We start from the raw sequence: 23,737 nt of genomic DNA on the forward strand, positions 1-23,737 counted from the left end.
GGTCGGGCTTGTGCGATCGGACGAACGCGGCGGGCGGGAACACTCAGGGAACCCTACGAAGCGCTCGGCCGTCAGCAACGATACCGGCAGTCCCGTGCAGCCCCCACGGGACGGGCCCCGGGCCAGCAGGTAGCGTCGGGCCCAGGGTTCCGTCGGATCCGCGCCACCCAGGGCGCCGCGGACCGCCGCACGGACACACGAAGGGGAAGAAACACACCACATGACGGACCGACGCCGCTCCACCGGACAGTCCGGGCAGGAACAGTCCGGGCACGAACAGTCCGGGCAGGAACAGTCCGGACAGCACGACAACCCCTTCGCACCGCCGCCCGCGGACCGCCCCGACCAGCCCTGGCAGCCCCGCCACCGGCCCGAGGACGAGCAGGACGGCGACGGGTCCGGCAGCGCGTCCGGACCGGGGTCGGGGACGGGGTCGGGCGACGAGCCGTCGGACCGCAAGCGGTGGGGCAGCCAGTGGAGCAGCCGGCAGCCCGGACGCGGCGGCGGCGGCTTCGGCAGCCGCAACGGCGGCGAGCCCAAGGGCAACGGGAACGGCAAGCCCGACGGGTCCGGCGGCCTGCGCTGGGACCCCAGGGACCCGGTGCAGCGGCATTCCCGCTACGCCCTGCTCTCGGGCATGTGGGGCTTCTTCTTCGCGCTCTTCAACATCCCGCCGGTCGCCCTGCTGCTGGGCGCGCTGGCCCTCTACTGGGGCATCAGCGCGCTGCGCGGCGCCCCCGGCGCGACCCGTAAGGACGGGGACGCGGGCGGTGAGCGCCGTGGTCTCGGCGGCGCGGGCGGCCGTGACACCCCGGGACCGGCACCCGCCGTGCGGACCGTGCGCCAGCAGACCACGGCGGCGATCAGCGGCATCGTGATCGGCTCGCTGTCGCTGCTGATCGTGGCGGCGACCTTCTCGTTCCAGTTGATCTACCAGGACTACTACCACTGCGTGGACGACGCGCTCACCACCACCTCACGAGAGGCGTGCGAGCGGCATCTGCCGGAGCGGCTGCGCCCGCTGCTCGGTGAGCGCGACTGAGCACAGAGAGGCAGCGACACAGCGACGGGTGGGGCGGGCCCCGGACGGGCCCCGCCCCACCCGTCTGCGCGCCGGGCCCGCGTGGTCCGGCCATTGACAGGTGAGAGGTCGGCGGCGTGCAATATATTGCATGCCGGTACCGGAGAGCCGAGGACTTGTCAGCCGCTCACTGCTGCGGGAGGACGCCTACCGGGCGATCCGGGACGCCATCGTGGACGGCACGCTCGCCCCGGGCGAGCGGCTGCACGACGCCTCGCTCGTCGCCTGGCTCGGCGTGAGCCGGACCCCGGTCCGGGAGGCCCTGGCCCGCCTGGAGCAGGCCGGGCTGGTGCAGACGAAGCCCGGCCGCCACACCCTGGTCAGCCCGCTCGACGTGCGGGCGGTGCACGCCGCCCAGTCGGTCACCGCCGCCATGCACGAACTCGCCGTGAGGGAAGCCGTGCCGCACCTGTCGGCCGCCGAACTCGACGCCATGCGCGAGGCCAACACCCGGTTCGCCACCGCCCTGCGCGGCAACGACGTCGATGCGGCGCTGCGGGCCGACGACGACTTGCACGACGTGCCCGTCACCGCCAGCGCCAACGCGGCGGTCCGCACGGTCCTGGAACAGTTCACGCCGGTGCTGCGCCGGGTGGAGCGGCTGCGCTTCTCCTCGCTGTGCGGTCGCGCCTCGGTCGCCCAGCACGACCGCATCATCGCGTTGTGCGCGGCCGGGGACGCCGAGGGCGCCGCCGCCGCGACCCGGCTCAACTGGCAGACGCTGACGCCGCTGCTCGACACCCGGCTGGGCGACGACGGCCCGGACCAGCGGCCCTGAGCCGCCGCGCACGCACCCCGTGCGGCGTCCGTCCCCGGCGGAAGCCGTTCCGCTTCCCCGACTCCCCCTGGAGGCTCCCGTGTCCCTCGACGACTTCGACCGCCACCCGCTGCTGTTCGGGCCGAGCCCGGTGCACCCCCTGGACCGGCTGAGCGAGCATCTGGGCGGCGCCCGGATCTGGGCCAAGCGGGAGGACTGCAACAGCGGCCTGGCCTACGGCGGCAACAAGACGCGCAAGCTGGAGTACCTGGTCCCGGACGCGCTGCGGCAGGGCGCGGACACCCTGGTGAGCATCGGCGGGGTCCAGTCCAACCACACCCGGCAGGTCGCCGCCGTGGCCGCCCGGCTCGGCATGCGGGCCGTGCTCGTCCAGGAGAGCTGGGTGGACTGGCCGGACGCGGTGAACGACAAGGTCGGCAACATCCTGCTGTCGCGGGTGATGGGGGCGGAGGTCCGGCTCGTCGAAGCGGGCTTCGGCATCGGGTTCAAGGACAGCTGGAACCAGGCACTGGAGGACGTCCGGCAGCGCGGCGGCACCCCCTACGCCATCCCGGCCGGCGCGTCCGACCACCCGCTGGGCGGCCTGGGCTTCGCGCGCTGGGCCCGCGAGGTCGAGGCCCAGGAACGAGAGCTGGGCGTCTTCTTCGACACCGTGGTGGTGTGCAGCGTGACCGGCAGCACCCACGCCGGAATGATCGCCGGCTTCGCGGGCCAGGACCGGCCGCGCCGGGTCATCGGCATCGACGCCTCCGCCAGAGTGGCGGAGACCCGTGCGCAGGTGGCGAAGATCGCCCGCAGCACGGCGGAGCTGATCGGGCTCGGCCGCGACCTGCGGGATGAGGAGATCACCGTCCTGGAGGGCTGGGCCGGTGAGGAGTACGGCGTCCCCGTCGAGTCCACGCTGGACGCCATGCGGCTCACCGGCAGCCTCGAAGGAGTGATCATCGACCCGGTGTACGAGGGCAAGTCGATGGCCGGGCTCATCGACCTCGTCCGTGACGGCGACATCCCCCGGGACGGCAACGTGCTCTACGCGCACCTCGGCGGCCAACCCGCGCTGAACGCCTACAGCGGCCTGTTCCGCTGACCTGCACGCGGGCGCGGGCGGGTCGCGGCGTCGCGCCGGGGCAGGCGCGGGCGGGTGGTCACGGCGTCGCGCCGGGACCGGCGGACGCGTCCCGCTCCGCCCGCCGCCGGGCCCGGCGCTCCGCCCGCCGCTCGGCGCGGGTCGGCGTGAACGGCGAGGCCGGCATGGACGACTCGGGCGCGGCGGACGGTGTGGGCTCGGTGGCGGAGTCGGCGTCGGGGCGAGTGGCGGCGGTGGTGCGGGTGGCGTTGGTGGTGCGGGAGCCGCCGGTCTCCGGCGTCGGACGGGGGCGGTTGCGGCCCGCGCCGAAGAGGCGGCGGGTCAACCCGCGCCGCCCGCCTGCCCGGCCGTCCCCCGCGCCGTACGGCTCGTCCGGGGTCGCCGGGGCGCTCGGGGTCCTCGGGGCGGGTGCCGCGGTGGCGGGCGGGAGGCGGTGGCGGGCAGTGCGGCGCCGGGAGGGGGCGGTGGCGGAACCGTCCGGCTCCGGGCTGCCCGGCGAGGGGATCGAGGTCGCGGGGCCGTCCGGTTCGAACGCGGGGACCAGGCCGCCGGACGCCTGCTTGATCGCCGCCCACCGGGTCCGGCGGGCGCCGGTGGCGTGCCAGTCCTCCACAGGTGCGGGCGGCGGCGGGCTCGGCAGCAGCGACGCGCACCACGCCCCGGCCCGGCGGCAGCCGACACCGGCGGCCAGCAGCAGGTGCGGATCGCGCAGCCGCCACCAGCGGACCGCCAGTGCCGCCGGGGCGGCGACAAGCAGCGTCCACCCGCAGGCCGCCAGCCCCGTCAGCCAGGGCACCGGCCCGAAGTCCGCCAGCGCCCCCGAGCCCAACGGCCCGCCTGCCAGTTCGCTCAGCAGTGCCATCGCCAGACCGCACCCCGCCGCCGCCAGCAGCACGGTGGCCAGCGTGCCGCGCCTACCCGTCGAGCCGTGCCCGCTGCCTGGCACGGGGACGGCGACGCGGGCCGTGTACCAGCCCGCCGCCAGACCCGCGGCCAGCGGCAGCGGCGCGGCCAGCGCCCAGGTCAGCGGCCCTCCAGGGCCCTCGCCGGGGAGGGCGGCGAACAGCGGGAAGTGCGGCAGCTGGGGCGTGGCCCCGGCAGCCAGCGGCCCGACGGAACTGCCCGCGCCGACCGCGAACCCGGGCCCCAGGCCGTAGGCCGCACCCCACACGGCGGCGTTGGGCGCCAGGGAGACACAGAGCAGCAGCACCGCGATACGACCCGACCAGGCGTCGGTGAGCTGCGGAAACGCCTCAGCCGCGGAAACGCCGTGCCAGACCAGCGCGCCCGCCGCCAGCAGCGCGCCGCCGCCGCACAGCACAGCGGTCGCCACTCCGGTGGCGCCCGCCGCGGTGCGCACCCGGGTCCAGCGCAGCCAGGGCGGCAGACGCCGCCAGTCGCTGCGCGGGGCCGGCCGGCCCGCGGTGACCCAGGCACCGACCGCGATCGTGGCCACCGTCACCGCGGGCAGCCGCACTGCGGCGCTGAGCAGGTCCACCCGGACCGACGTGCCGAAGGAGAACCAGCAGGTGAGAGCCGCCACCAGCAGGTAGCCGACGCTCAGCCAGGGCACGGTGGCCCGTGCGGGGCCCTCCGCGGCCCGCGCGACCCGGTAGAGCAGGGCCAGCGGCAGGACCGCGAGCAGCAGCGGGACCACCCCCACGGGTGCCGGGGCCCCGCTCAGGGTCTGGGTGCGGACCAGTTCGGCGCCGTGCGCCATCAACCACAGGCCGGCCGCCGTCCGCAGCGCGCCACCGGCTCCGCTGTCCGGGTAGGGGGACGTGATCCACAGCAGCAGGACGAGCATGGCGAGCGCGGCCAGGCCGAGACAGGCCGCGAAAGCCCCCTCGACCAGTCGGTTGGTGACGGCCGTCGGAATCCGGCGGCGCGAGCGGAGGTGCTTCGTTTGGCTCACGCCCACATGCTGCCAACAACACCCGTTTCGACGTGGTAGCGCGCAAAAACTCGTTGTGTCGCCCAATATGTCGTTATGCACTTTTTCAGACCGGGCACTCGTGCGGTCCCCGCACATCCGAGCCCTGTTGCCGATGGTGCGCGACCCGTCGAGAGGCAGCCATGACGGAACTCGATCAGCGGGCGGCACCCCGCCGCCGCGCAAAGGAGGGATCCGGTACCGGGTCCGGTGACCAGGACCGGGGCAGGGCCCCCTCGTGGGCGCGCAGCGAACGGGAAGCCCGCCGGTTCGCGTCCCGTGCCGCCCACCGCAGGCCGGCCGTCGAACCGCGTGCCGGGGCGGCCGGCGATGTCGAAGAGGTCGAAGAGGTCGAGGCCGCCGAGGGTGGCGAGGCCGCCGAGGACAGCGACGCGGTCGAGGGTGTTGAGGCCATCGCGGCTGGTGAGGACGACGGGGAGGTAGCGGACGGGCCGGACGGGCGTTCCCGGTCGGGGTGCGACGCGGTCGGTGCGGCAGCCGCGTTCGACGCGCTCTACACCCGGCACGTGCGGCCTCTGACCCGGCAGACGTTCCTGCTGACCGGCCATCGCGGCCTCGCCGAGTCCGCCGTCCGCCGCGCCTTCCACACGGCCTGGGAGCGCTGGCCCGAGGTGGCGGTGGACCGGGACCCGGCGGGCTGGGTCCGCGCCTGCTCGCACGAGTACGCGCTGTCGCCGTGGAACCGGCTGCGGCCCGGTCACCACTCCCCGGAGACCTACGCCGGGCTGCCGGAGGACAAGGAGTGCCTTGACGCGCTGCTCAGTCTGCCGCCCTGCTACCGGCGCACGCTGCTCCTGCACGACGGCATAGGGCTGGGGCTGGCCGAGACCGCGGCCGAGTCGGAGGCGAGCACTCCGGCGACGGCGGGCCGGCTGGTGCACGCCCGGGAGGCGCTCGCCGGACTCCTGCCCGAGGTGGACGGCACCCCGCCGGAGCAGCGGGGTGAGCTGATCGGCGGTCTGCTGCGACGGGTCGCCGCCGCCCAGCCGGTGCGCACGGTGCCGGCACGCATCGTGCGGACCGGCAGCGAGCGGCAGTCGAGGCGCTGGATAGTGGCCGCCTGCGGCCTCACCGTGGCCATGGTCGCGGCGACGTCGTTCACCGTCGCCACCACGGAGAGCGGCACGCTCATTCCGCAGGTGCTGCCCGCCGCGCTCCAGCAGCTGTCCCGCTGACGGCGGCAGCACCCGTCGGTTCGGGCGCTTACGGGTTCGGGCCCGCCCCCGGTGGAAGGGGGCGGGCCCGAACCCGTCACGCGAGGGCCGCGATGCGGCCCGGGCGTCAGCCGCCGAGGATCTGGCGCGCCAGGCGCGCGGTCTCCGACGGGGTCTTGCCGACCTTGACACCGGCGGCCTCCAGGGCCTCCTGCTTCGCCTGGGCGGTGCCCGACGAACCGGAGACGATGGCGCCGGCGTGGCCCATGGTCTTGCCCTCCGGCGCGGTGAAGCCCGCGACGTAGCCGACGACCGGCTTGGACACGTTGGCCTTGATGAAGTCGGCCGCGCGCTCCTCGGCGTCGCCGCCGATCTCACCGATCATGACGATCAGGTCGGTGTCGGGGTCCGCCTCGAACGCGGCGAGCGCGTCGATGTGGGTGGTCCCGATGATCGGGTCGCCGCCGATGCCGACGCAGGTGGAGAAGCCGAGGTCCCGCAGCTCGTACATCATCTGGTACGTGAGCGTGCCGGACTTCGAGACCAGGCCGATGCGGCCCGGCTTGGTGATGTCGGCCGGGATGATGCCGGCGTTGGACTGGCCCGGCGTGATCAGGCCCGGGCAGTTGGGGCCGATGATGCGGGTCTTGCCGCCCTTGGCGCCGGCGTGTGCCCAGAAGGCGGCGGTGTCGTGCACCGCGATGCCCTCGGTGATCACCACGGCGAGCGGGATCTCGGCGTCGATCGCCTCGATGACCGCGTCCTTGGTGAACTTCTCCGGCACGAAGATGACGGTGACGTCAGCGCCGGTGGCCTCGACGGCCTCCTTCACGCCGCCGAAGACCGGGATCTCCTGACCGTCGAAGTCGACCGTGGTGCCCGCCTTGCGCGGGTTCACGCCGCCGACGATGTTGGTGCCGGAAGCCAGCATGCGCTTGGTGTGCTTCTGGCCCTCGGAGCCGGTCATCCCCTGGACGATGACCTTGCTTTCCTTGGTGAGGAAAATAGCCATGGGTTGTCGTTGTCCTCGTCTGTCCTCGTCAGTCCCGGTCCGGGGTTACTTCGCTGCCAGCGCGGCAGCACGGTCGGCGGCGCCGTCCATGGTGTCGACCTGCTCGACCAGCGGGTGGGCGGCGTCGGTGAGGATCTTGCGACCCAGCTCCGCGTTGTTGCCGTCCAGGCGGACGACCAGCGGCTTGCTGACGTCCTCACCCTTGGACTTGAGCAGTTCCAGCGCCTGCACGATGCCGTTGGCGACAGCGTCACAGGCGGTGATGCCGCCGAAGACGTTGACGAAGACGGACTTGACCTCGGGGTCGCCCAGGATGATCTCCAGGCCGTTGGCCATGACCTCGGCGGAGGCGCCGCCACCGATGTCGAGGAAGTTCGCCGGCTTGACGCCGGAGTGCTTCTCACCGGCGTAGGCGACGACGTCCAAGGTGCTCATCACGAGGCCCGCGCCGTTGCCGATGATGCCGACCTGGCCTTCGAGCTTCACGTAGTTGAGGCCCTTGGCCTTGGCCTTGGCCTCGAGCGGGTCGGCCGCCTCCTTGTCCTCCAGCTCGGCGTGGCCGGGCTGGCGGAACTCGGCGTTGGCGTCCAGGGACACCTTGCCGTCAAGGGCGATGACCTTGCCGTCGCCGGTCTTGACCAGCGGGTTCACCTCGACGAGCAGGGCGTCTTCCTTGATGAAGACGTCCCACAGCTTCTGCAGGGTGAAGACCACCTGGTCGTGCAGCTCGGCGGGGAACTTCGCCGCCTCGACGATCTCTCGGGCCTTCGCCTCGGTCACGCCCTCGATGGCGTCGACGGGGATCTTGGCGAGCGCCTCCGGCTTGGTGGCGGCCACCTCCTCGATCTCCACGCCGCCCTCGACGGAGGCCATGGCCAGGAAGGTGCGGTTGGTGCGGTCCAGCAGGAAGGAGACGTAGTACTCCTCCGCGATGTCCGCCGTCTGGGCGAGCATCACCTTGTGAACGGTGTGCCCCTTGATGTCCATCCCGAGGATCTGGCCCGCCTTGGCGACCGCGTCATCCGGGTCGGAGGCGAGCTTCACACCGCCGGCCTTGCCTCGGCCACCGGTCTTCACCTGCGCCTTCACAACCGCGCGACCACCAAGTCGCTCGGCCACCGCGCGCGCCGCCTCGGGCGTGTCGATGACTTCACCGGCCAGCACCGGTACGTCATGCTTGGCGAAGAGATCCCTCGCCTGGTACTCGAACAGGTCCACGCGCGTCCGTCCCTCATCAGTTTTCGCGGTTCGTTTTCAGCGTGGGCGTGCCGCGTGGCCGCGTCAGCGATGTCCGCGGCATGTCCGCCTTGCAGATTAGCCCCGCCTCTCTGCACGGCATAAATTCCACGTCACACCGGCGCGGTGAGACCGGTCACATACGGCCTCCGGCCGGCTGCGCCCCGCCACCTCCACAGGTGGAGCACGCGCCGCCCGCACCCGGCGCACTCCCGGCCCGCTCCCACCGCGCGGCCCCGCCCCGGCACGCCCGCCCCTCATCCCGGTACGCCCGTCGCGGAGGCTGCGGCGGGGCAGGGATCACTCGGCCGGAACCGGCAGCGGACGCTTCTCTATCGCCGCGGCCATCACCTCGGGAAAGTGGTCGGGCGTGCAGGCGAACGCCGGCGCACCGAGTGCGGCGAGCGCCGCCGCGTGCTCCCGGTCGTAGGAGGGCGCGCCCTCGTCGGAGAGCGCCAGCAGGGTGACGACCTGCACACCTGATCCCTTCATCGCGGCGACCCGTTTCAGCATCTCGTCACGGATGCCGCCCTCGTAGAGGTCGCTGATCAGTACGAGGACCGTCTCCGCGGGCCGGGTGACGCGCGACTGGCAGTAGGCCAGTGCCCGGTTGATGTCCGTGCCGCCACCGAGCTGGGTGCCGAACAGCACGTCGACCGGGTCGTCTAGCTGGTCGGTGAGGTCCACCACCGACGTGTCGAAGACGACCAGCCGGGTGTTCAGGGCACGCATCGAGGCCAGGACGGCACCGAAGACCGAGGCGTACACCACCGAGGAGGCCATCGAGCCGGACTGGTCGATGCAGAGGATGACGTCCTTCTTCACCGCCTGCGAGGCCCGCCCGTAGCCGATCAGCCGCTCCGGTACGACCGTGCCGTACTCCGGCAGGTAGTTCCGCAGGTTCGCCCGGATGGTGCGGTTCCAGTCGATGTCCTGGTGCCGGGGCCGGTTCACCCGCGCGCTGCGGTCCAGCGCGCCGGTCAGCGTCGCCCGGGTCCGGGTGGCGAGCCGCTGCTCCAGCTCGCGCACCACCTTGCGCACGACGACGCGGGCCGTCTCCTTGCTGGTCTCGGGCAGGGCGCGGCCCAGGGACAGCAGGGTGCCCACGAGGTGCACGTCGGCCTCGACCGCCTCCAGCATCTCCGGTTCGGCGAGCATCGCGGCCAGGCCGAGGCGGTCGATGGCGTCCCGCTGCATGACCCGGACCACCGAGCTGGGGAAGTAGGTGCGGATGTCTCCGAGCCAGCGCGCCACCCGGGGGGCCGAGCCGCCGAGGCCCGCGGTGCGCTCCTGCCCGTAGACCTGGGAGAGCGTGCGGTCCATGGCGGCGTCCCGGCCGGTCAACTCGCAGCCTGTGCCCTCGGCGCCCTCACCGCCGCCGAGCACCAGCCGCCAGCGCCGCAGCCGCTCCGCCGGGTCGCCGCCGGAGCCCGTGGCCGCCGTGAGGCCGGGGCCGGGGTCGGGGCCGGGGCCGGTTGCGGGTCCGGTGGCGGGGTTCGTGGTGCTCATCGCAGGGCTCCCGCGGTGATGGGGTGCGGCTCGGAGGAGGGCGGCGGCAGGGGCGGTGTCCGGGTGCCGGGGCTCGTGTGGGTGCCGGGGCTCGTGGCGGCGCCGGGAGGCGAGGTGGCACCGCGGGTCGGCGCGCCCGGTGGCTCGGGCAGGCGGCCGAGCAGCAGGCGGAGGGTGGGCAGCACGGCGTCCGCGCGCGCCGCGTCGAGCGCGGCATCGAAGCCGGTGGCCGCCGCCGGGGCGGGCGGTCCGCCGCGGACCCCCGTGCCGCGGCGGACCAGCTCGCCGACCGTGCGGCGCACACCGGCCTCGAACACCGAGAAGGTGCGCCGCAGCAGCGGGAGCACGTCGGTGAACACGTCCTGCGGGATGTCTGCCAGCCAGGTGTCGACCAGGCTGAGCAGCCGCTCGTCGTGGACCAGCAGCATGCCCCCGCCGGAGAGGAAGCCCTCCACCCAGGACGCCGCTTCCTGCGGCGGTGCCGCGGGTGACAGCGCGAGACCCATGACGCGGGCGGCGTCCTGCTCCGGGAGGTCGCCCGCGTCCAGCAGCAGCCGGGTCGCCCGGCCGCGCAGCAGCCCCGGCACGCGGTCCCGGCGGGTGAGGGAGCCGAGCATCGCCCGCCACCGGGCGCTCAGCCCCTCGGTGTCGAGCAGCCCTACGGCCTGATGGGCGGCGTCGAGGTCGCCGCGCATCGCGGCGGCCCCGTCGGCGTCCAGCCCGGCGCAGGCGGGCGGCAGGCCGACGCAGACCCGCTCGGCCAGCCCTTCGGCGACCTCGCGCAGCGCGACGGCGTCGGTGCCCCGTACGTCGCCGTACCGCGCGGAGCGCACCAGGGCGGGCAGGGCCTGGGCGAGGTGGCCGACGTCGGCGTCCAGCGCGGCCCGGTCGGCGAGCACCCGCATGACCACCGGCAGGGCGTCGCCGAGCCCGGCGAGCAGGCAGCGTTCGGCGAGCGCGGTGACGTCGGCGAGCGCGCCGGCCTCCGTCGCCAGGGCCTCGGCCCTGGCGGTGGCGGCGCCCTCGACCGTGGTCCCCCAGACGCCCGCTTCGGCGATCCGTACGGACAGTTCCGGCTGCCAGCGCAGGGACCAGCTCTCCCGGAAGGTTCCGGTACCGCCCCGGGCGCGGACCGGTTCGCCCCACTCGACGCCGAGCAGTCGCAGCCGGTGCAGGAGCCGGCTGCGGGCCGCGTCGGTGCTGTTGCGCAGGTCCAGTTCGAGTGTGCGCTCGTGGGCCTCCGGCTTGAGACGCAGCGAGCGGTGCAGCCGGTCGAGGTCGCGTTGCAGCGGGACGGCCGGGGCGTCCGGCGGGACCTCCCCGAGCACGTCGCCGACGATCAGCCGGTCCCTGATCAGCTCGTACGGCACGTCGGAGCCCTCGCAGAGCACGGCCCGGACGGCGTCCGAGGTCTCGCTCAGCCCGGCGAGGGGCCGTCCGCGCATGGCGGCCAGCGCCTCCGCCAGCCGCACCGCCTCGATGACGTGCGCCGACGAGACGGGCAGGTCCTCCTCCCGCAGCAGGGCCGCCACCTTGGTCATCCACCGGGTGACGGGCCGGTCGGCGGCGGTGAAGAGGTGCCCGTACCAGCCGGGCGACTCGATGCCCGCGCCGTAGCCGCTGTGGCGGGACAGCCGGCGGTGCGTCCAGGGCACCCACGAGATCTCCGCCCGCACCTTGGGCAGCCCCTTCAGGAGCTGCCGGTCGGCGGTGACGGCCCGCCGTTCGCGCAGCGCGGGCACGTGCCAGGCACCGCACACCACCGCGACCCGGTCCGCGCCGAACTCGCGCACTGCCTCCCGCAGGCGCAACCGCATGTGCGCCTCGCGCACGTCGTCGCGGTGGTCGCGGGAGTCGCCGGTCTCCGGAGCGCCGGGGGCAGCGGCGGCGCCCGGGGCCGGGCTGTGCACCTGCCGCAGTGCCGTCATGGCCTCCTCCAGTGCCCGGAACGCACCGAGCGCTCCGGCCGCCGCGGCCGTCCCGGCGGCGGCGCCGGTCGCGCCCTCCCCCACCGGGCCGTCGGTCGTGCCGCGGTGCTCGACGACGTCCTCCCACCAGCGCTCGGGATCGTCGTGGCCGGCCGTCTCGGCGAGCACCGCCAGCGGGTCGATGCGCACGGCCCGGCCGCGCGTGGCCTCCTGCCGCGGGGCCTCCTGCTCCGAAGCCTCAGGTCGCGGGCCCTCCTGCCCCGGTTCTTCCAGCCCCGGTTCTTCCGGCCCCGGCCCGGCGGGCGTGGCCGACTCGCCGGCCGGGTCGTCGCTCATCGCCAGGCTGTGGGCGGCCGGGAGGTCGATGAAACGGACGGGCACGCCGCGTTCGACGGCCCAGCGCAGGGCGACCCACTCCGGTGAGAACGCCGCAAGCGGCCAGAACGCCGCCCGGCCCGGCTCGTCACCGCCGGCGTGCGCCAGCAGCGCCACGGGGGGCCGCATGCGGGCGTCTCCGGCGAGGTGCAGCACCGGATCGGCCTCCGGCGGGCCCTCGACCAGCAGCACGGCGGGCTCGGTGGCGCGGAGTGCGGCGAGCACGGCCCGGGCAGAGCCCGGACCGTGGTGGCGCACCCCCATCAGCAGCGGCCCGGCAGTCACGCGCCGACCTCGCGGCAGGCCCGGTAGAGGTCCTGCCAGCCCTCGCGCTCACGCACGACCGTCTCCAGGTACTCCTGCCAGGCGACCTGGTCCGTGGACGGGTCCCGGACCACGGCCCCGTGCACTCCGGCGGCGACGTCCGAGGCCCGCAGCACGCCGTCACCGAAGTGGGCGGCGAGCGCCAGCCCGCCGGTGACGACCGAGATCGCCTCGGCGGTGGACAGGGTGCCGGAAGGGGTCTTGATCCGGGTGCGGCCGTCGGCGGTGACGCCGCCGCGCAGTTCGCGGAAGACCGTGACCACCCGCCGGATCTCGTCGATACCCTGGGCGGTTCCGGGCAGGTCCAGCGACCGGCCGATCTGCTCGACGCGGCGCGAGACGATGTCCACCTCGGCCTCCTCGGTGGCCGGCATCGGCAGCACGACGGTGTTGAAGCGCCTGCGCAGTGCGCTGGACAACTCGTTGACCCCGCGGTCGCGGTCGTTGGCGGTGGCGATGAGGTTGAAGCCGCGCACGGCCTGCACCTCGCTGCCCAGCTCCGGGATGGGCAGCGTCTTCTCCGACAGCACGGTGATGAGGCTGTCCTGCACGTCGGCCGGGATGCGCGTCAACTCCTCGACCCGGGCCGTCATGCCGTCGGCCATGGCCCGCATCACCGGGCTGGGCACCAGCGCCTCGCGGCTGGGGCCGTGCGCGAGGAGTTGCGCGTAGTTCCAGCCGTAGCGCACGGCCTCCTCGGAGGTGCCCGCGGTGCCCTGGACGAGCAGGGTGGAGTCACCGCTGACTGCGGCGGCCAGATGCTCCGACACCCATGTCTTCGCGGTGCCGGGCACGCCGAGCAGCAGCAGCGCCCGGTCGGTGGCGAGCGTGGTGACGGCGACCTCCACGATGCGCCTCGGGCCCACGTACTTCGGGGAGATGACCGTGCCGTCGGGCAGGGTGCCGCCGAGCAGGTACAGGGCCACGGCCCACGGCGAGAGCCGCCAGCGCTCCGGGCGCGGCCGGTCGTCGGCCGCCGCCAGCGCGGCGAGTTCGTCGGCGAACGCCTGCTCGGCGTGCGGTCGCAGGGCTGCCGACTCGTTCTGGGTGACGCTCACAACTCCCCCTCGTCCTCCGGTGAGGCCCGGTGGTCCGGTACTGGTTCCCAGCCTGCACCCGCCCTCTGACAATCGCCGCGACCTGGGACTTCGTCAGATCACAGGCCCGCGGGGCGAGTCGGGGCGGTCATCGGACGACGCACGGCGTCTGCTTACGGGTCCCGGTGTCAGTGGTCGGTCGTACGGTCGTTCCCATGACTGGAGACCAGGTCCGCTGGACGGCGGAACAGGTGCTGGCCCTCGCGCCCGACGCCGCGTCGCGCAAGGCCGGCGGCAAGCTGTCCGGGCCCGCGCCCTGGTCGGGCACGGGCACCGGCGGCGGGGCCGTGTGGGGGCTGTGCAAGGGCAGCGGCAGCACGCCGTACCGCACGGTGGTGGACGTCGACGACCCCGCGTACAAGTGCAGTTGCCCCAGCCGCAAGTTCCCCTGCAAGCACGCCCTGGGCCTGCTGCTGCTGTGGGCGGCGGGCCCGCAGGCGGTGGCGCCGGGCACGGAACCACCGCCGGAGTGGGCCGGGACGTGGATCACCGGCCGCCGCACCCGGCCGCCGCAGGGGGCCGCCCGCCCGGCCACCGCGGCACCGGCCGACCCGGCCGCCGCACGGCGGCGCACCGAGCGGCGCCTCGCCCGGATCACTGCGGGCGCGACGGAGTTGGAGGAACGGTTGAACGACCTGCTGCGCGGCGGCATCGCCGGTGCGGACCGCGCCGGCTACGGCGCCTGGGACGAGACGGCGGCCCGGATGGTGGACGCCCAGGCACCCGGCCTCGCCGGGCGCATCAGGGAGCTGGCCGCGATACCGGCGTCCGGCGCCGGCTGGCCGGGCCGGCTGCTGGAGGAGTGCGCCCTGCTGCACCTGCTCGACCAGGGGTTCCTGGGGCTCGACGGGCTGCCCGAGCCGCTGGCCGCCACGGTGCGCGCGCAGGTCGGGCTGACGGTCGACACCGCGGGGCTGCTCGCCGACCGGGAGGCGCTGCTGCGCGACGAGTGGCTGGTCGTCGGCCGGTCCGACACCGATGAGGGCCGCCTGGCGGTACGGCGGCTCTGGCTGCACGGCACCCGCTCGGCCCGGTTCGCCCTGCTGCTGTCCTTCGGTCCCGCCGGGCGGTCCCCCGAGACGGCGCTGCCGGTCGGCAGCACACTCGACGCCGAGCTGGCGTTCTACCCGGGCGCCGAGCAGGTGCGTGCCGCGCTGGGCGAGCGCCACGGCTCCTCCCCCGCCGGGCCCGTACCGCCGGGGACGGACGTGGGCACGGCGCTCGCCGCCTACGGTGCGGTGCTGGCGTCGGACCCATGGGCGGACGACCGCCCGACCGTGCTGTCCGGGGTGGTGCCGGTCCCCGACGGCGCGGAGGGCAGGTGGCAGCTGGCCGACGCCGACGGCACGGCGGCACTGCCGCTGGTCTGCGACGCTCGGTCCGCCCTGTGGCGGCTGGCAGCGGTCTCCGGCGGCGGGCCGGTCACGGTGTTCGGTACCTGCGGGCACCGCGGGTTCGTACCGCACACCGTCTGGTCCGGCTCCCAGGCGGTGGCGCTGTGACGTCCGGGACTTCCACGACGGCCCCGACAGCCCGGGCGGCTGCGGCAGGCGCGGCGGGTGCGACAGGCGCGGCGGCGGCGAGGGCTGCGACGGCGCAGGCGACAGTGACTGACGCGGAGGTGGCGTCCATGACGGGCTACGCGGCGGTGGGCGACCCGGCGGACAACCCGACGGGCGACCGCCCAGGCCGGGAGGCCGCCCGCTCGGAGGCGGCAGCCCCAGACGCCGATGGCCAGGCGGGCGCCCGCAGCCAGCCGGAGGCAGGCGGGCAGGCTGAACAACCCGGCGGCCAGCCGGTGGCCGGCGAATCGGCGGCCACCGGCTGGGAGGAGCTGGTCACGGCCGCGTTGCTCGGCGCCGAGCGCCGCCCCCCGCCCGGCGGCTCGACCACCGCCCTGCTGGACCTCGCGGCGGTGGCGACCGTGCGCCGACGGGCCGGGTTGCTGCCCGCGAGGGCGGCGGCACTGCCCGCCCCGGCACCCGACGACCCGCGGCCCGCGCTGCCGGCTGCCGCGGGGCGCCGGCTCTCCCTGCTGCTCGCCGGGCGGACGGAGGGGGCCGGCAGCGGTGGCCGGCGCGGCAGCACACCGGATCTCGGCGAGCTGCTGCCGCAGTGGCTGGCGGCGGCCAACGGCCACGGCTACCGGCCGCCGCCCGCGCTGCTGCCCACCTTGCTGGACGCGGCGCGCGCCCGCACCGATCTGCGCGCGGCGGTCCTGGAGTTCGCCGGGCCGCGCGCCCGGTGGCTGGCGGCCCTCAACCCGGAGTGGAGGTTCGCCCTGCGCAGCAGCGCGGGCCGGGTCCCGGCCCTGCCGCACGAGGCGGAGGCGCAGGGCCGCCTGTGGACGGAGGGCCTGTTCGCCGAACGGGTGGCGTTGCTGGCCGCGGTCCGTCGCCGCGACCCGGACGCAGGGCGCCGGCTGCTGGAGAGCACCTGGTCCACCGAGCGGGCCGAGGACCGCCTGATGTTCCTCGACTCGCTGCGGGAGCAGCTGGGCGCGGCCGACGAGCCGTTCCTGGAGCAGGCGCTCGGCGACCGCAGCCGGACGGTCCGGGCCACCGCCGCCGAGCTGCTGTCGGCCCTGCCGCAGTCGGCACTCGCCGCCCGCATGTCGCAGCGGGCCCGCTCCTGCGTCAGTGCGGACCGCACGGGGCTGACCGCCCGGCCCGGCCTCGTAGTGGAGGCGCCGCACGAGTGCGACGCCGGTATGCAGCGGGACGGTGTGGTGCCCAAGCCGCCCGCGGGGCGGGGCGAGCGGTCGTGGTGGCTGAGCCAGGTGGTGGAGGCGGCCCCGCTCGGCGACTGGTCAGCGCATCTGGGCGGCCGGAGTCCCGCCGAGATCGTGGCGCTGCGGGTGGCGGACGACTGGCAGGCCGACCTGCACGCCGCCTGGGCGCGCGCCGCGGTCCGCCAGCGCGACGTCGCCTGGGCGCGGGCGCTGACAGGCAAGCCGTCCGCGTCGGCTGCGGACACCCCCGGAGACTCGGCCCGCCTGCTGGCCGTGCTGCCGGAGGCGGACCGGGCGGACTGGGCGGCGGAGTTCGTGGCGGCCCACGGCCTGTCGGAGGCGTTCCGCGTCCTGGGCACCTGCTCGGTTCCCTGGTCGGAGCAGCTGGGCCGGGCGGTGGTGGACGCGTTGGAGATCGCGCGGGACGCGGGCAGCTACCCGTGGAGCTTCAGCGGTGTGCTCGGCCTGGCCGAGCGCTCGCTCGACCCGCGGCACGCCGACCGCCTGATACCGCTGGCGGCGCATCCGGACGAGTCGGAGGCCGGCGCGCCGGGGGCCGGCGGCTACTGGGCGGAGTCGTTCCAGCGGCTCGTGGCCACTCTGCACACCCGCGCGGCGATGCTCGACGAGCTGGCCGACACCTGAGCGCCCTGAGGGCAGGGTCTTGGGCAGGGTCTTGGGCAGGACCTCAGGCGGACACAGAACGCACGTGGGTGCGGACCCACTCGACGATCTCGGTGGTGGGGGCGCCGGGGGTGAAGATCTCGGCGACGCCGCGGGCCTTCAGCGGGGCGATGTCGTCCTCGGGGATGATGCCGCCGCCGAACACCTTGATGTCCTCCGCCTCGCGCTCCCGCAGCAGGTCGAGGACCTTGGCGAAGAGGGTGTTGTGCGCGCCGGAGAGGATCGACATGCCGATCGCGTCGGCGTCCTCCTGGATCGCGGTGTCCACGATCTGCTCGGGCGTCTGGTGCAGGCCGGTGTAGATGACCTCCATGCCCGCGTCACGGAGGGCGCGGGCGATGACCTTCGCCCCGCGGTCGTGGCCGTCGAGCCCCGGCTTGGCGACCACCACGCGGATCGGACCCGACACACCCATCACTGCCTCCATCGACGTTGACTGCGGCGCCGGCTCCGCTGCTGGGTGCCGGTGTGAACGAACGTTATCCCCCAGCATCCCGTACCCGATCGTTTTGAGGTGCGGGGGGAGGGGGAAATCACACAGTGGGACAACTTCATCATCATGCGCCGCCCACACGGCGCAGACCAGTCACCGCGACGGCCCCGTTCGGCCGGAGCGGGGAGCCGCGACAAGGTCGCCGCCCCGGTAGGCCGCTGGCGGCGTACCGGGCGGCCCCCGGGGGTCAGCAGATGGATCAGGCCTCACCGAAACTGACCGCGCTGTGTGCAACCGCCCTGGAGGCGGTGGCGCTGGCGGGGCGCCTGGTCATGTACCCGTCCGGGCTGTGGCAGGAGGCCCCCGCTCCCCGGGCACCCTCCGACATCCCCGGGCCGCGTCCGGTGCTGCTGCTGCACGGCTTCGTCGACAACCGGTCCGTCTTCGCCCTGCTGCGCCGCTCGCTCGCCCGCAACGGCTGGCAGCAGGTCGTCTGCCTCAACTACTCCCCTCTCACCTGCGACGTACGTACGGCTGCCGAGTCGCTGGGCCGCAGCATCGAGGAGCTCTGCGCGGTCACCGGCCACCAGCAGGTGGACGTGGTCGGACACAGTCTCGGAGGGTTGATCGCCCGCTACTACGCGCAGCGACTGGCGGGCGACACGCGCGTACACACACTTGTGACCCTCGGCACTCCGCATTCCGGGACCAGCGCGGCGGCGCCGCTCTCGGTGCACCCCATCGTGCGGCAGATGCGGCCCGGGTCGGAACTGATCGAGGAACTCGCCGCACCCGCCCCTGGTTGCGCGACCCGGTTCGTCAGCTTCTGGAGCGACGTGGACCGGGTGATGGCACCTGTGCTGACAGCCCGGCTCGACCATCCCGACCTGCTGGTTCGCACCGTCCGGGTTCAGGGCGTCGGGCACCTCGCCATGCCCGCCCACTGGGCCGTCGCGGCCCGGGTCCGGCAGGAGTTGCAGGAGGCGCTGCCGGGTGTGCCGAAAGCCGGACCGGCGTACGGGATCGCGTGATCCCGCGAGGGCCGAACGGCACCGGCAGCGTCGAACAGGGTGCGAACGGAGGCTCGACTACCGGCCGGTAGCCGCCGAAAGGCGGTCGATTGCCCTGGTTTCCCGGGGGTGAAACCTGCGGAAGATTGTCGCCGCCGCTCGGCGCCGGGTACAGTCGCGGCACTGCTCTGGCAGCCCCTGTCTCCGAGGCGAAAGAGAAGTTGGTGGTGAACGACCGTCCCCCATCGGGAGTTACAACCCCGACCGGTACCGCTCACGACGCCTCGTATCCCCCCTACGACGCGAGCTACGCACCGTCCGACGGACACGGTGTGCCGTACGGCTACCCCGCCGGCGGCGCCTACGCCGACGATCCGCTTTTCGGTGCGATGCCGGACAACCACGGACAACCGACGGCCACCGGTTTCGACGCCTTCGCCGCGACCGGCCACCACTCGGACAACTCCGCCCCTCTCACGGACAACTACGGCACCGGTGCCTACGACACGGGCAGCCACCAGACAGCCGGTCACGATTTTGCAGCGTCCTGGCAGGACGCTCCCGAGCAGAACGCTCCCGACCCGCGGCACTTCCCGGACCCCTCGTCCCAGCAGGGCAACTCCGGCTGGTCGCCGGACTCCTCGGGCCAGTGGAGCACCGTCCCCGACGCCGCGCACGGCGCCTACCCCGCTGACCCCTACGTGTCGGACGCCTACGGCTTCGACCCGTACGCCGGGGGCGGCAGTACCGGCGGTTACGGCACCGGCGCGTACCGGACCACCGAGTGGGACGGCGGCCAGGCGGGGCAGCCGGGCGACCAGCACCACGATCCGTCCCCCGGCCAGGACGGCGGCTACGCCGAGCAGGCCGCGGACGGCTCCGGAGCCAACGGCTGGGAGAGCGGCGCCTACGCCACCGTCAGCTGGGAGCCGGTCGCCAACGCCTCGGGCAGCTGGGACACCGGCAGTTGGGATACCGCCGCCTTCACCTCCGTGCCGCGCCAGCCCTCGGGCAGCCGCACCGGCGAGTACCCGGCCGACCCGGATCAGCACACCGGCGGGTACCACGGCGAAGGCCACCACCCCGACGACCCGAACCCCGACGGTCCCTCGCACGATGCCGACACGGCGGAGAACGACTTCCGCAACACCGGCCTCGCCGAATCCGGTAAGCAGCGCGACGAGTTCCGCGACAGCGAGTACTCCTCCAACGACTACGACGCCTACGACCACGACCACGACCACCGTGCCGAGCACGAAGCCCACGCGGGAGCCGACGGCCTCGGCGCGGACGCGCTGCCCGACGAGGAGCCGCCGGTCCGCGAACCGGTGGGAGCAGCGGGAGCCGCCCACCCGGCCGCACCGTCCTCACGCGGACGGCGGCGCGCGGTCAAGCCGCGGCGCTCGGCGCTGCTGACGGTGGCCGTGCCCTCGGTCGCCGTCATGGGGGTGGCCGGCATCGCCGCCGCCTCGGTCGGCGCTCCGGCGGAGGACCTCGACGACAAGCCCGTGCAGGCCGCTGCCGACGGTGCGCCGGTGAAGCCGTCGGCCGCCAACCGGAAGCTGGACACGCAGTTGGCCGGGCTCTCGGCGGACGCCGGGGACTTCGCCGACCGGGCCAGCCGGACGCAGGAGCGCATCGACCTCAAGGAACGGCAGGAGGCCGAGCGCAAGCGCAAGGAGGCGGAGGCCATCCGCAAGGAGGCGCTGCGTCCGAAGTTCGCCCTGCCCGTGGCCCAGCACGGACTGAGCGCCTACTACGGCCAGGCCGGCATCAACTGGATGTCCGTGCACACCGGCATCGACTTCCCGGTCGGCTACGGCACCCCGGTGCTCGCCGCCACCGACGGCACCGTGTCGACCAAGTGGGACCTCTCCTACGGCAACATGGCCATCGTCACCGCGGCCGACGGCACCGAGACCTGGTACTGCCACCTCAGCAGCACCAAGATCCGGTCCGGACCGGTGAAGGCGGGCGAGACGATCGGCTACGCCGGCAGCTCCGGCAACTCCACCGGCCCGCACCTGCACTTCGAGGTACGCCCCGGCGGCGGCTCGGCCGTCGACCCCGTCGCCTGGTTCCGCACCAAGGGCCTGGACCCGACGTAAGCGATCAGGGCAGGCCCGGTGCCCACCGGGCTCCGGGCAGCCCTCCCGCCGTGCCCCGAACGGCCGGTCCGCGACAGCGGACCGGCCGTTCGGCGTGTGCGGCGTGTGCGGGCTCCCCGTCATGGTGCGAGTCGGGGCGCGCCCGCCCGTGCCGCCGGTGCACGCCGTCGCACGCCCCCGCTGTGCGTTCGCACGCCACTTCCGCACCCATAACCCTGTGAAGTCGAATGAGTACACACCGTGCCGACCGGGGCGACAGAGCGCCTCCGGCACACGGCCACAGGTCAGGAGTGCCATGCGCAACCGTCGAACCCTCCGTGCCGCCGTCACCTCGCTCGTGATGGCCGTCGTACTCACCTTCGGCACCGGCGCCGCGTTCGCCAGCAGCTTCCTCAGCTGGGAGGGCCCGCAGAACACCGGTCGCGCCAAGGAGGTGCACGCCTGCGGATGCCACAACATCGACGACAGGTTCAAGGCGGCCTACCGCTTCACCTACACCGGCCAGACCGCCGCCATGTACAACGCGCGGGACTGCCGGGGCGTCGTGCACTACACCTTCCGCGGCAACGCGGAGAGCAAGCAGCCCTTCGGCTGGAAGAGCATCTTCTTCCACTGCTGAGCCCGCGGTCCCCGCCGCCCCGGAAAAGCGCGGCGCCCGGCATCCCGCGGGAGGGATGCCGGGCGCCGCGGTGAGTCAGAGCTTCTCGACGGGGGCGTAACGCAGCAGCAGGCGCTTGGGCTTGGGATCGCCGAAGTCGACGGTGGCCTCGGAGCTGTCGCCGCTGCCCTTCACCTCGACGACCGTGCCGAGGCCGAAACTGTCGTGCGTCACCCGGTCCCCCACCGACAGCTGGACCACGGTGCGCTCCTTCGCCCTGCGGGTGGCGAAACCCGAGGCGCCGCGGCGCGAGACGGACGACAGCATCGAGCCGCCGATGCCCGAGGTCGGCGCCATCGATCCGCCACCGCCGCCCGCGCTGCCGCCGGTGCGGCGCCACTCCAGGTACTCCGGCGGGATCTCCTCCAGGAAGCGCGAGGCCGGGTTGTAGGAGGGCTGGCCCCAGGCGCTGCGCAGCGTGGACCGGCTGACGTAGAGCCGCTCCCGGGCGCGGGTGATGCCGACGTAGGCGAGCCGGCGCTCCTCCTCCAGTTCCTTGGGCTGGCCGAGTGCCCGCATGTGCGGGAACACGCCGTCCTCCATGCCGGTGAGGAACACGACGGGGAACTCCAGGCCCTTGGCGGTGTGCAGGGTCATCAGCGTGATGACGCCCGCTCCCTCCTCGGCGTCGTCGGGAATCTGGTCGGAGTCGGCCACCAGGGCGACCTTCTCCAGGAAGTCGGCCAGCGTGCCGGGCTCGTCCTCGGCGCGTTCCTGCTCGAACTCCAGCGCCACGGCAGCGAGTTCCTGGAGGTTCTCGACCCGCGTCTCGTCCTGCGGATCGGTGGACGCCTGGAGTTCGGCCAGGTAGCCGGTCTGCTCCAGAACCGCTTCCAGCACGGTCGCCGGGCCCGCGCCGGCTTCGACGACGGTGCGCAGCTCCTCCATCAGGACGTTGAAGCGCTTGACGGCGTTGACCGACCGGGCGGCCATGCCGTACGCCTCGTCCACCCGGCGCAGCGCGTCGGGGAACGTCGTCTTCTCGCGTGCGGCGAGGGCGTCGATCATGGCCTCCGCACGGTCGCCGATGCCGCGCTTGGGCACGTTGAGGATGCGCCGCAGCGGGACGGTGTCCTCGGGGTTGGCCAGCACCCGCAGGTAGGCCAGGACGTCGCGGACCTCGCGGCGCTCGTAGAAGCGCACCCCGCCGACGACCTTGTACGGCAGCCCGACCCGGATGAAGACCTCCTCGAAGACCCGGGACTGCGCGTTGGTGCGGTAGAAGACGGCGACGTCACCGGACTTGGCGTCCCCGGCGTCGGTCAGCCGGTCGATCTCGTCGGCGACGAACTGGGCCTCGTCATGCTCGGTGTCGGCGACGTAGCCCGTGATGCGCGGTCCGCTTCCGGCCTGCGTCCACAGGTTCTTCGGGCGGCGGTTCTCGTTGCGCTCGATGACGGAGTTGGCCGCGCTGAGAATGGTCTGCGTGGAGCGGTAGTTCTGCTCCAGCAGGATGGTGCGCGCGTCCGGGTAGTCCTCCTCGAACTGGAGGATGTTGCGGATCGTCGCGCCGCGGAAGGCGTAGATGCTCTGGTCGGCGTCGCCCACGACGCACAGCTCCGCCTGCGGCGGGCCCGGCTCGCCCCCCGGCGCGGCCGGGGCCGACCCCGGCTGCGAGGGGCCGACCAGCTCCCTGACCAGGGTGTACTGGGCGTGGTTGGTGTCCTGGTACTCGTCGACCAGGACGTGCCGGAAGCGTCGGCGGTAGTGCTCGGCGACGTCCGGGAACGCCTGGAGCAGGTGCACGGTGGTCATGATGATGTCGTCGAAGTCCAGCGCGTTGGCCTCGCGCAGCCGGGACTGGTACATCGAGTAGGCCTCGGCGAGCGTCTTCTCGAAGCCGTCCGCCGCCCTGGACGCGAAGTCCTCCTCGTCGACGAGTTCGTTCTTCAGGTTCGACACCTTCGCGCTGAACGCCTTCGGCGGGAAGCGCTTCGGGTCCAGGTCGAGGTCCCGGCAGACGAGCGCCATCAGCCGCTTGGAGTCGGCGGCGTCGTAGATCGAGAACGACGACGTGAAGCCCAGCTTCTTGCTCTCCCGCCGCAGGATGCGCACGCACGCGCTGTGGAAGGTGGACACCCACATCGACTGGGCGCGCGGGCCGACCAGCTCCGCGACGCGCTCCTTCATCTCACCGGCGGCCTTGTTGGTGAAGGTGATGGCGAGGATCTGCCCCGGATGCGCGCCGCGGGCGGCCAGCAGGTGGGCGATGCGGTGGGTGAGCACCCGCGTCTTGCCGGAGCCGGCACCGGCGACGATCAGCAGGGGCGACCCGCTGTGCACCACCGCGGCGCCCTGCTGCTCGTTGAGGCCGTCCAGCAGTGCCTGCGGATCGATCACCGGGCGCGGCGCACCGTCCCGGTAGTAGGCGTCGCGGCCCCCTGTGTAGGCGCCCGTGAACAGCCCTTCCGGCACCTCCTCGGTGGGCGGGTCCGAGGGGTGCGCGGAGTCGGGCGGCGGTTCCTGGCCCGCGGGGGGCTCGAGGTCCGCCAGGAAGCTGTCGTCGAAGAGGCTGCTCATCGCCTACCGAGTCTAGGCCGCCCCACTGACGGCGCCGCCGACTCCTAGAATTGTCCCC

The 23,737-nt window shown here is 74.0% G+C and carries 17 protein-coding genes; 9 read left to right on the top strand and 8 right to left on the bottom strand.

The window, feature by feature from the left end; all coding sequences use genetic code 11:
* The first annotated feature begins 220 nt into the window (after positions 1-220).
* From QNO07_RS04930 to QNO07_RS04940, 3 genes are all read left to right on the top strand, one after another.
* Complete coding sequence (locus tag QNO07_RS04930; protein ID WP_283990256.1) at positions 221-1,042, top strand: hypothetical protein; 822 nt, start codon at positions 221-223, stop codon at positions 1,040-1,042.
* Between the two features lie 130 nt (positions 1,043-1,172).
* Entirely contained in the window at positions 1,173-1,859 is a 687-nt protein-coding gene (locus QNO07_RS04935; RefSeq protein ID WP_283990258.1) for a GntR family transcriptional regulator, read from the top strand.
* A gap of 79 nt (positions 1,860-1,938) precedes the next feature.
* Entirely contained in the window at positions 1,939-2,946 is a 1,008-nt protein-coding gene (locus tag QNO07_RS04940; protein ID WP_283990260.1) for a 1-aminocyclopropane-1-carboxylate deaminase, read from the top strand.
* Between the two features lie 58 nt (positions 2,947-3,004).
* On the opposite strand, the gene QNO07_RS04945 is transcribed toward QNO07_RS04940, so the two are convergent.
* Positions 3,005-4,861 (bottom strand): cell division protein PerM, encoded by a 1,857-nt coding sequence (locus QNO07_RS04945; RefSeq protein WP_283990261.1) that lies wholly within the window; start codon positions 4,859-4,861, stop codon positions 3,005-3,007.
* Positions 4,862-5,022: 161 nt separating this feature from the next.
* Here QNO07_RS04945 and QNO07_RS04950 point away from each other — a divergent pair, with 161 nt between their 5' ends.
* On the top strand, positions 5,023-6,075 hold the full coding sequence (locus QNO07_RS04950; protein WP_283990262.1) for a SigE family RNA polymerase sigma factor: 1,053 nt from the start codon (positions 5,023-5,025) through the stop codon (positions 6,073-6,075).
* A 106-nt stretch (positions 6,076-6,181) separates the two neighbouring features.
* Here the strand turns inward: QNO07_RS04950 and sucD are convergent, their stop codons facing one another.
* The 5 genes from sucD to QNO07_RS04975 all read right to left on the bottom strand — a co-directional run bounded on the left by sucD (position 6,182) and on the right by QNO07_RS04975 (position 13,496).
* Complete coding sequence (sucD, locus tag QNO07_RS04955) at positions 6,182-7,066, bottom strand: succinate--CoA ligase subunit alpha (protein WP_283990264.1); 885 nt, start codon at positions 7,064-7,066, stop codon at positions 6,182-6,184.
* A gap of 45 nt (positions 7,067-7,111) precedes the next feature.
* Complete coding sequence (sucC, locus tag QNO07_RS04960; protein ID WP_283990266.1) at positions 7,112-8,284, bottom strand: ADP-forming succinate--CoA ligase subunit beta; 1,173 nt, start codon at positions 8,282-8,284, stop codon at positions 7,112-7,114.
* A 318-nt stretch (positions 8,285-8,602) separates the two neighbouring features.
* The gene (locus tag QNO07_RS04965; RefSeq protein ID WP_283990267.1) at positions 8,603-9,811 is read right to left on the bottom strand and encodes a VWA domain-containing protein; all 1,209 of its coding nucleotides are present in this window, start codon (positions 9,809-9,811) and stop codon (positions 8,603-8,605) included.
* Entirely contained in the window at positions 9,808-12,378 is a 2,571-nt protein-coding gene (locus QNO07_RS04970; protein ID WP_283990516.1) for a DUF5682 family protein, read from the bottom strand. Before QNO07_RS04970 ends, QNO07_RS04965 begins: the two co-directional genes overlap by 4 nt.
* A 17-nt stretch (positions 12,379-12,395) precedes the next feature.
* A complete protein-coding gene (locus tag QNO07_RS04975; protein ID WP_283990268.1) occupies positions 12,396-13,496 on the bottom strand; it encodes an ATP-binding protein in 1,101 nt (366 codons plus the stop codon).
* A 194-nt stretch (positions 13,497-13,690) separates the two neighbouring features.
* Here QNO07_RS04975 and QNO07_RS04980 point away from each other — a divergent pair, with 194 nt between their 5' ends.
* Positions 13,691-15,037 (top strand): SWIM zinc finger family protein, encoded by a 1,347-nt coding sequence (locus QNO07_RS04980; RefSeq protein ID WP_283990269.1) that lies wholly within the window; start codon positions 13,691-13,693, stop codon positions 15,035-15,037.
* Between the two features lie 128 nt (positions 15,038-15,165).
* Positions 15,166-16,911, top strand: coding sequence for a DUF5691 domain-containing protein (locus QNO07_RS04985; protein ID WP_283990270.1), 1,746 nt, complete (start codon positions 15,166-15,168; stop codon positions 16,909-16,911).
* A gap of 43 nt (positions 16,912-16,954) precedes the next feature.
* Here QNO07_RS04985 and icmB read toward each other — a convergent pair whose 3' ends face one another.
* Entirely contained in the window at positions 16,955-17,365 is a 411-nt protein-coding gene (icmB, locus tag QNO07_RS04990; RefSeq protein WP_283990272.1) for a coenzyme B12-dependent isobutyryl CoA mutase small subunit, read from the bottom strand.
* Positions 17,366-17,637: 272 nt separating this feature from the next.
* Here icmB and QNO07_RS04995 point away from each other — a divergent pair, with 272 nt between their 5' ends.
* The 3 genes from QNO07_RS04995 (at position 17,638) to QNO07_RS05005 (ending at position 21,120) form a co-directional block, all read left to right on the top strand.
* Positions 17,638-18,414 carry an alpha/beta fold hydrolase gene (locus QNO07_RS04995; RefSeq protein ID WP_283990273.1) on the top strand — a complete coding sequence of 259 codons (777 nt, stop codon included), beginning with the start codon at positions 17,638-17,640 and terminating at the stop codon, positions 18,412-18,414.
* Positions 18,415-18,620: 206 nt separating this feature from the next.
* A complete protein-coding gene (locus tag QNO07_RS05000) occupies positions 18,621-20,501 on the top strand; it encodes a M23 family metallopeptidase (RefSeq protein WP_283990517.1) in 1,881 nt (626 codons plus the stop codon).
* A 295-nt stretch (positions 20,502-20,796) separates the two neighbouring features.
* Positions 20,797-21,120, top strand: a complete 324-nt coding sequence (locus QNO07_RS05005) for a MiAMP1 family antimicrobial peptide (RefSeq protein WP_283990274.1) — start codon at positions 20,797-20,799, stop codon at positions 21,118-21,120.
* Between the two features lie 75 nt (positions 21,121-21,195).
* Here the strand turns inward: QNO07_RS05005 and pcrA are convergent, their stop codons facing one another.
* A complete protein-coding gene (gene pcrA, locus QNO07_RS05010; protein WP_283990275.1) occupies positions 21,196-23,679 on the bottom strand; it encodes a DNA helicase PcrA in 2,484 nt (827 codons plus the stop codon).
* Positions 23,680-23,737: the final 58 nt, after the last annotated feature.

This window comes from Streptomyces sp. 549, from assembly GCF_030124175.1.
Classification (GTDB): Bacteria; Actinomycetota; Actinomycetes; order Streptomycetales; family Streptomycetaceae; genus Streptomyces.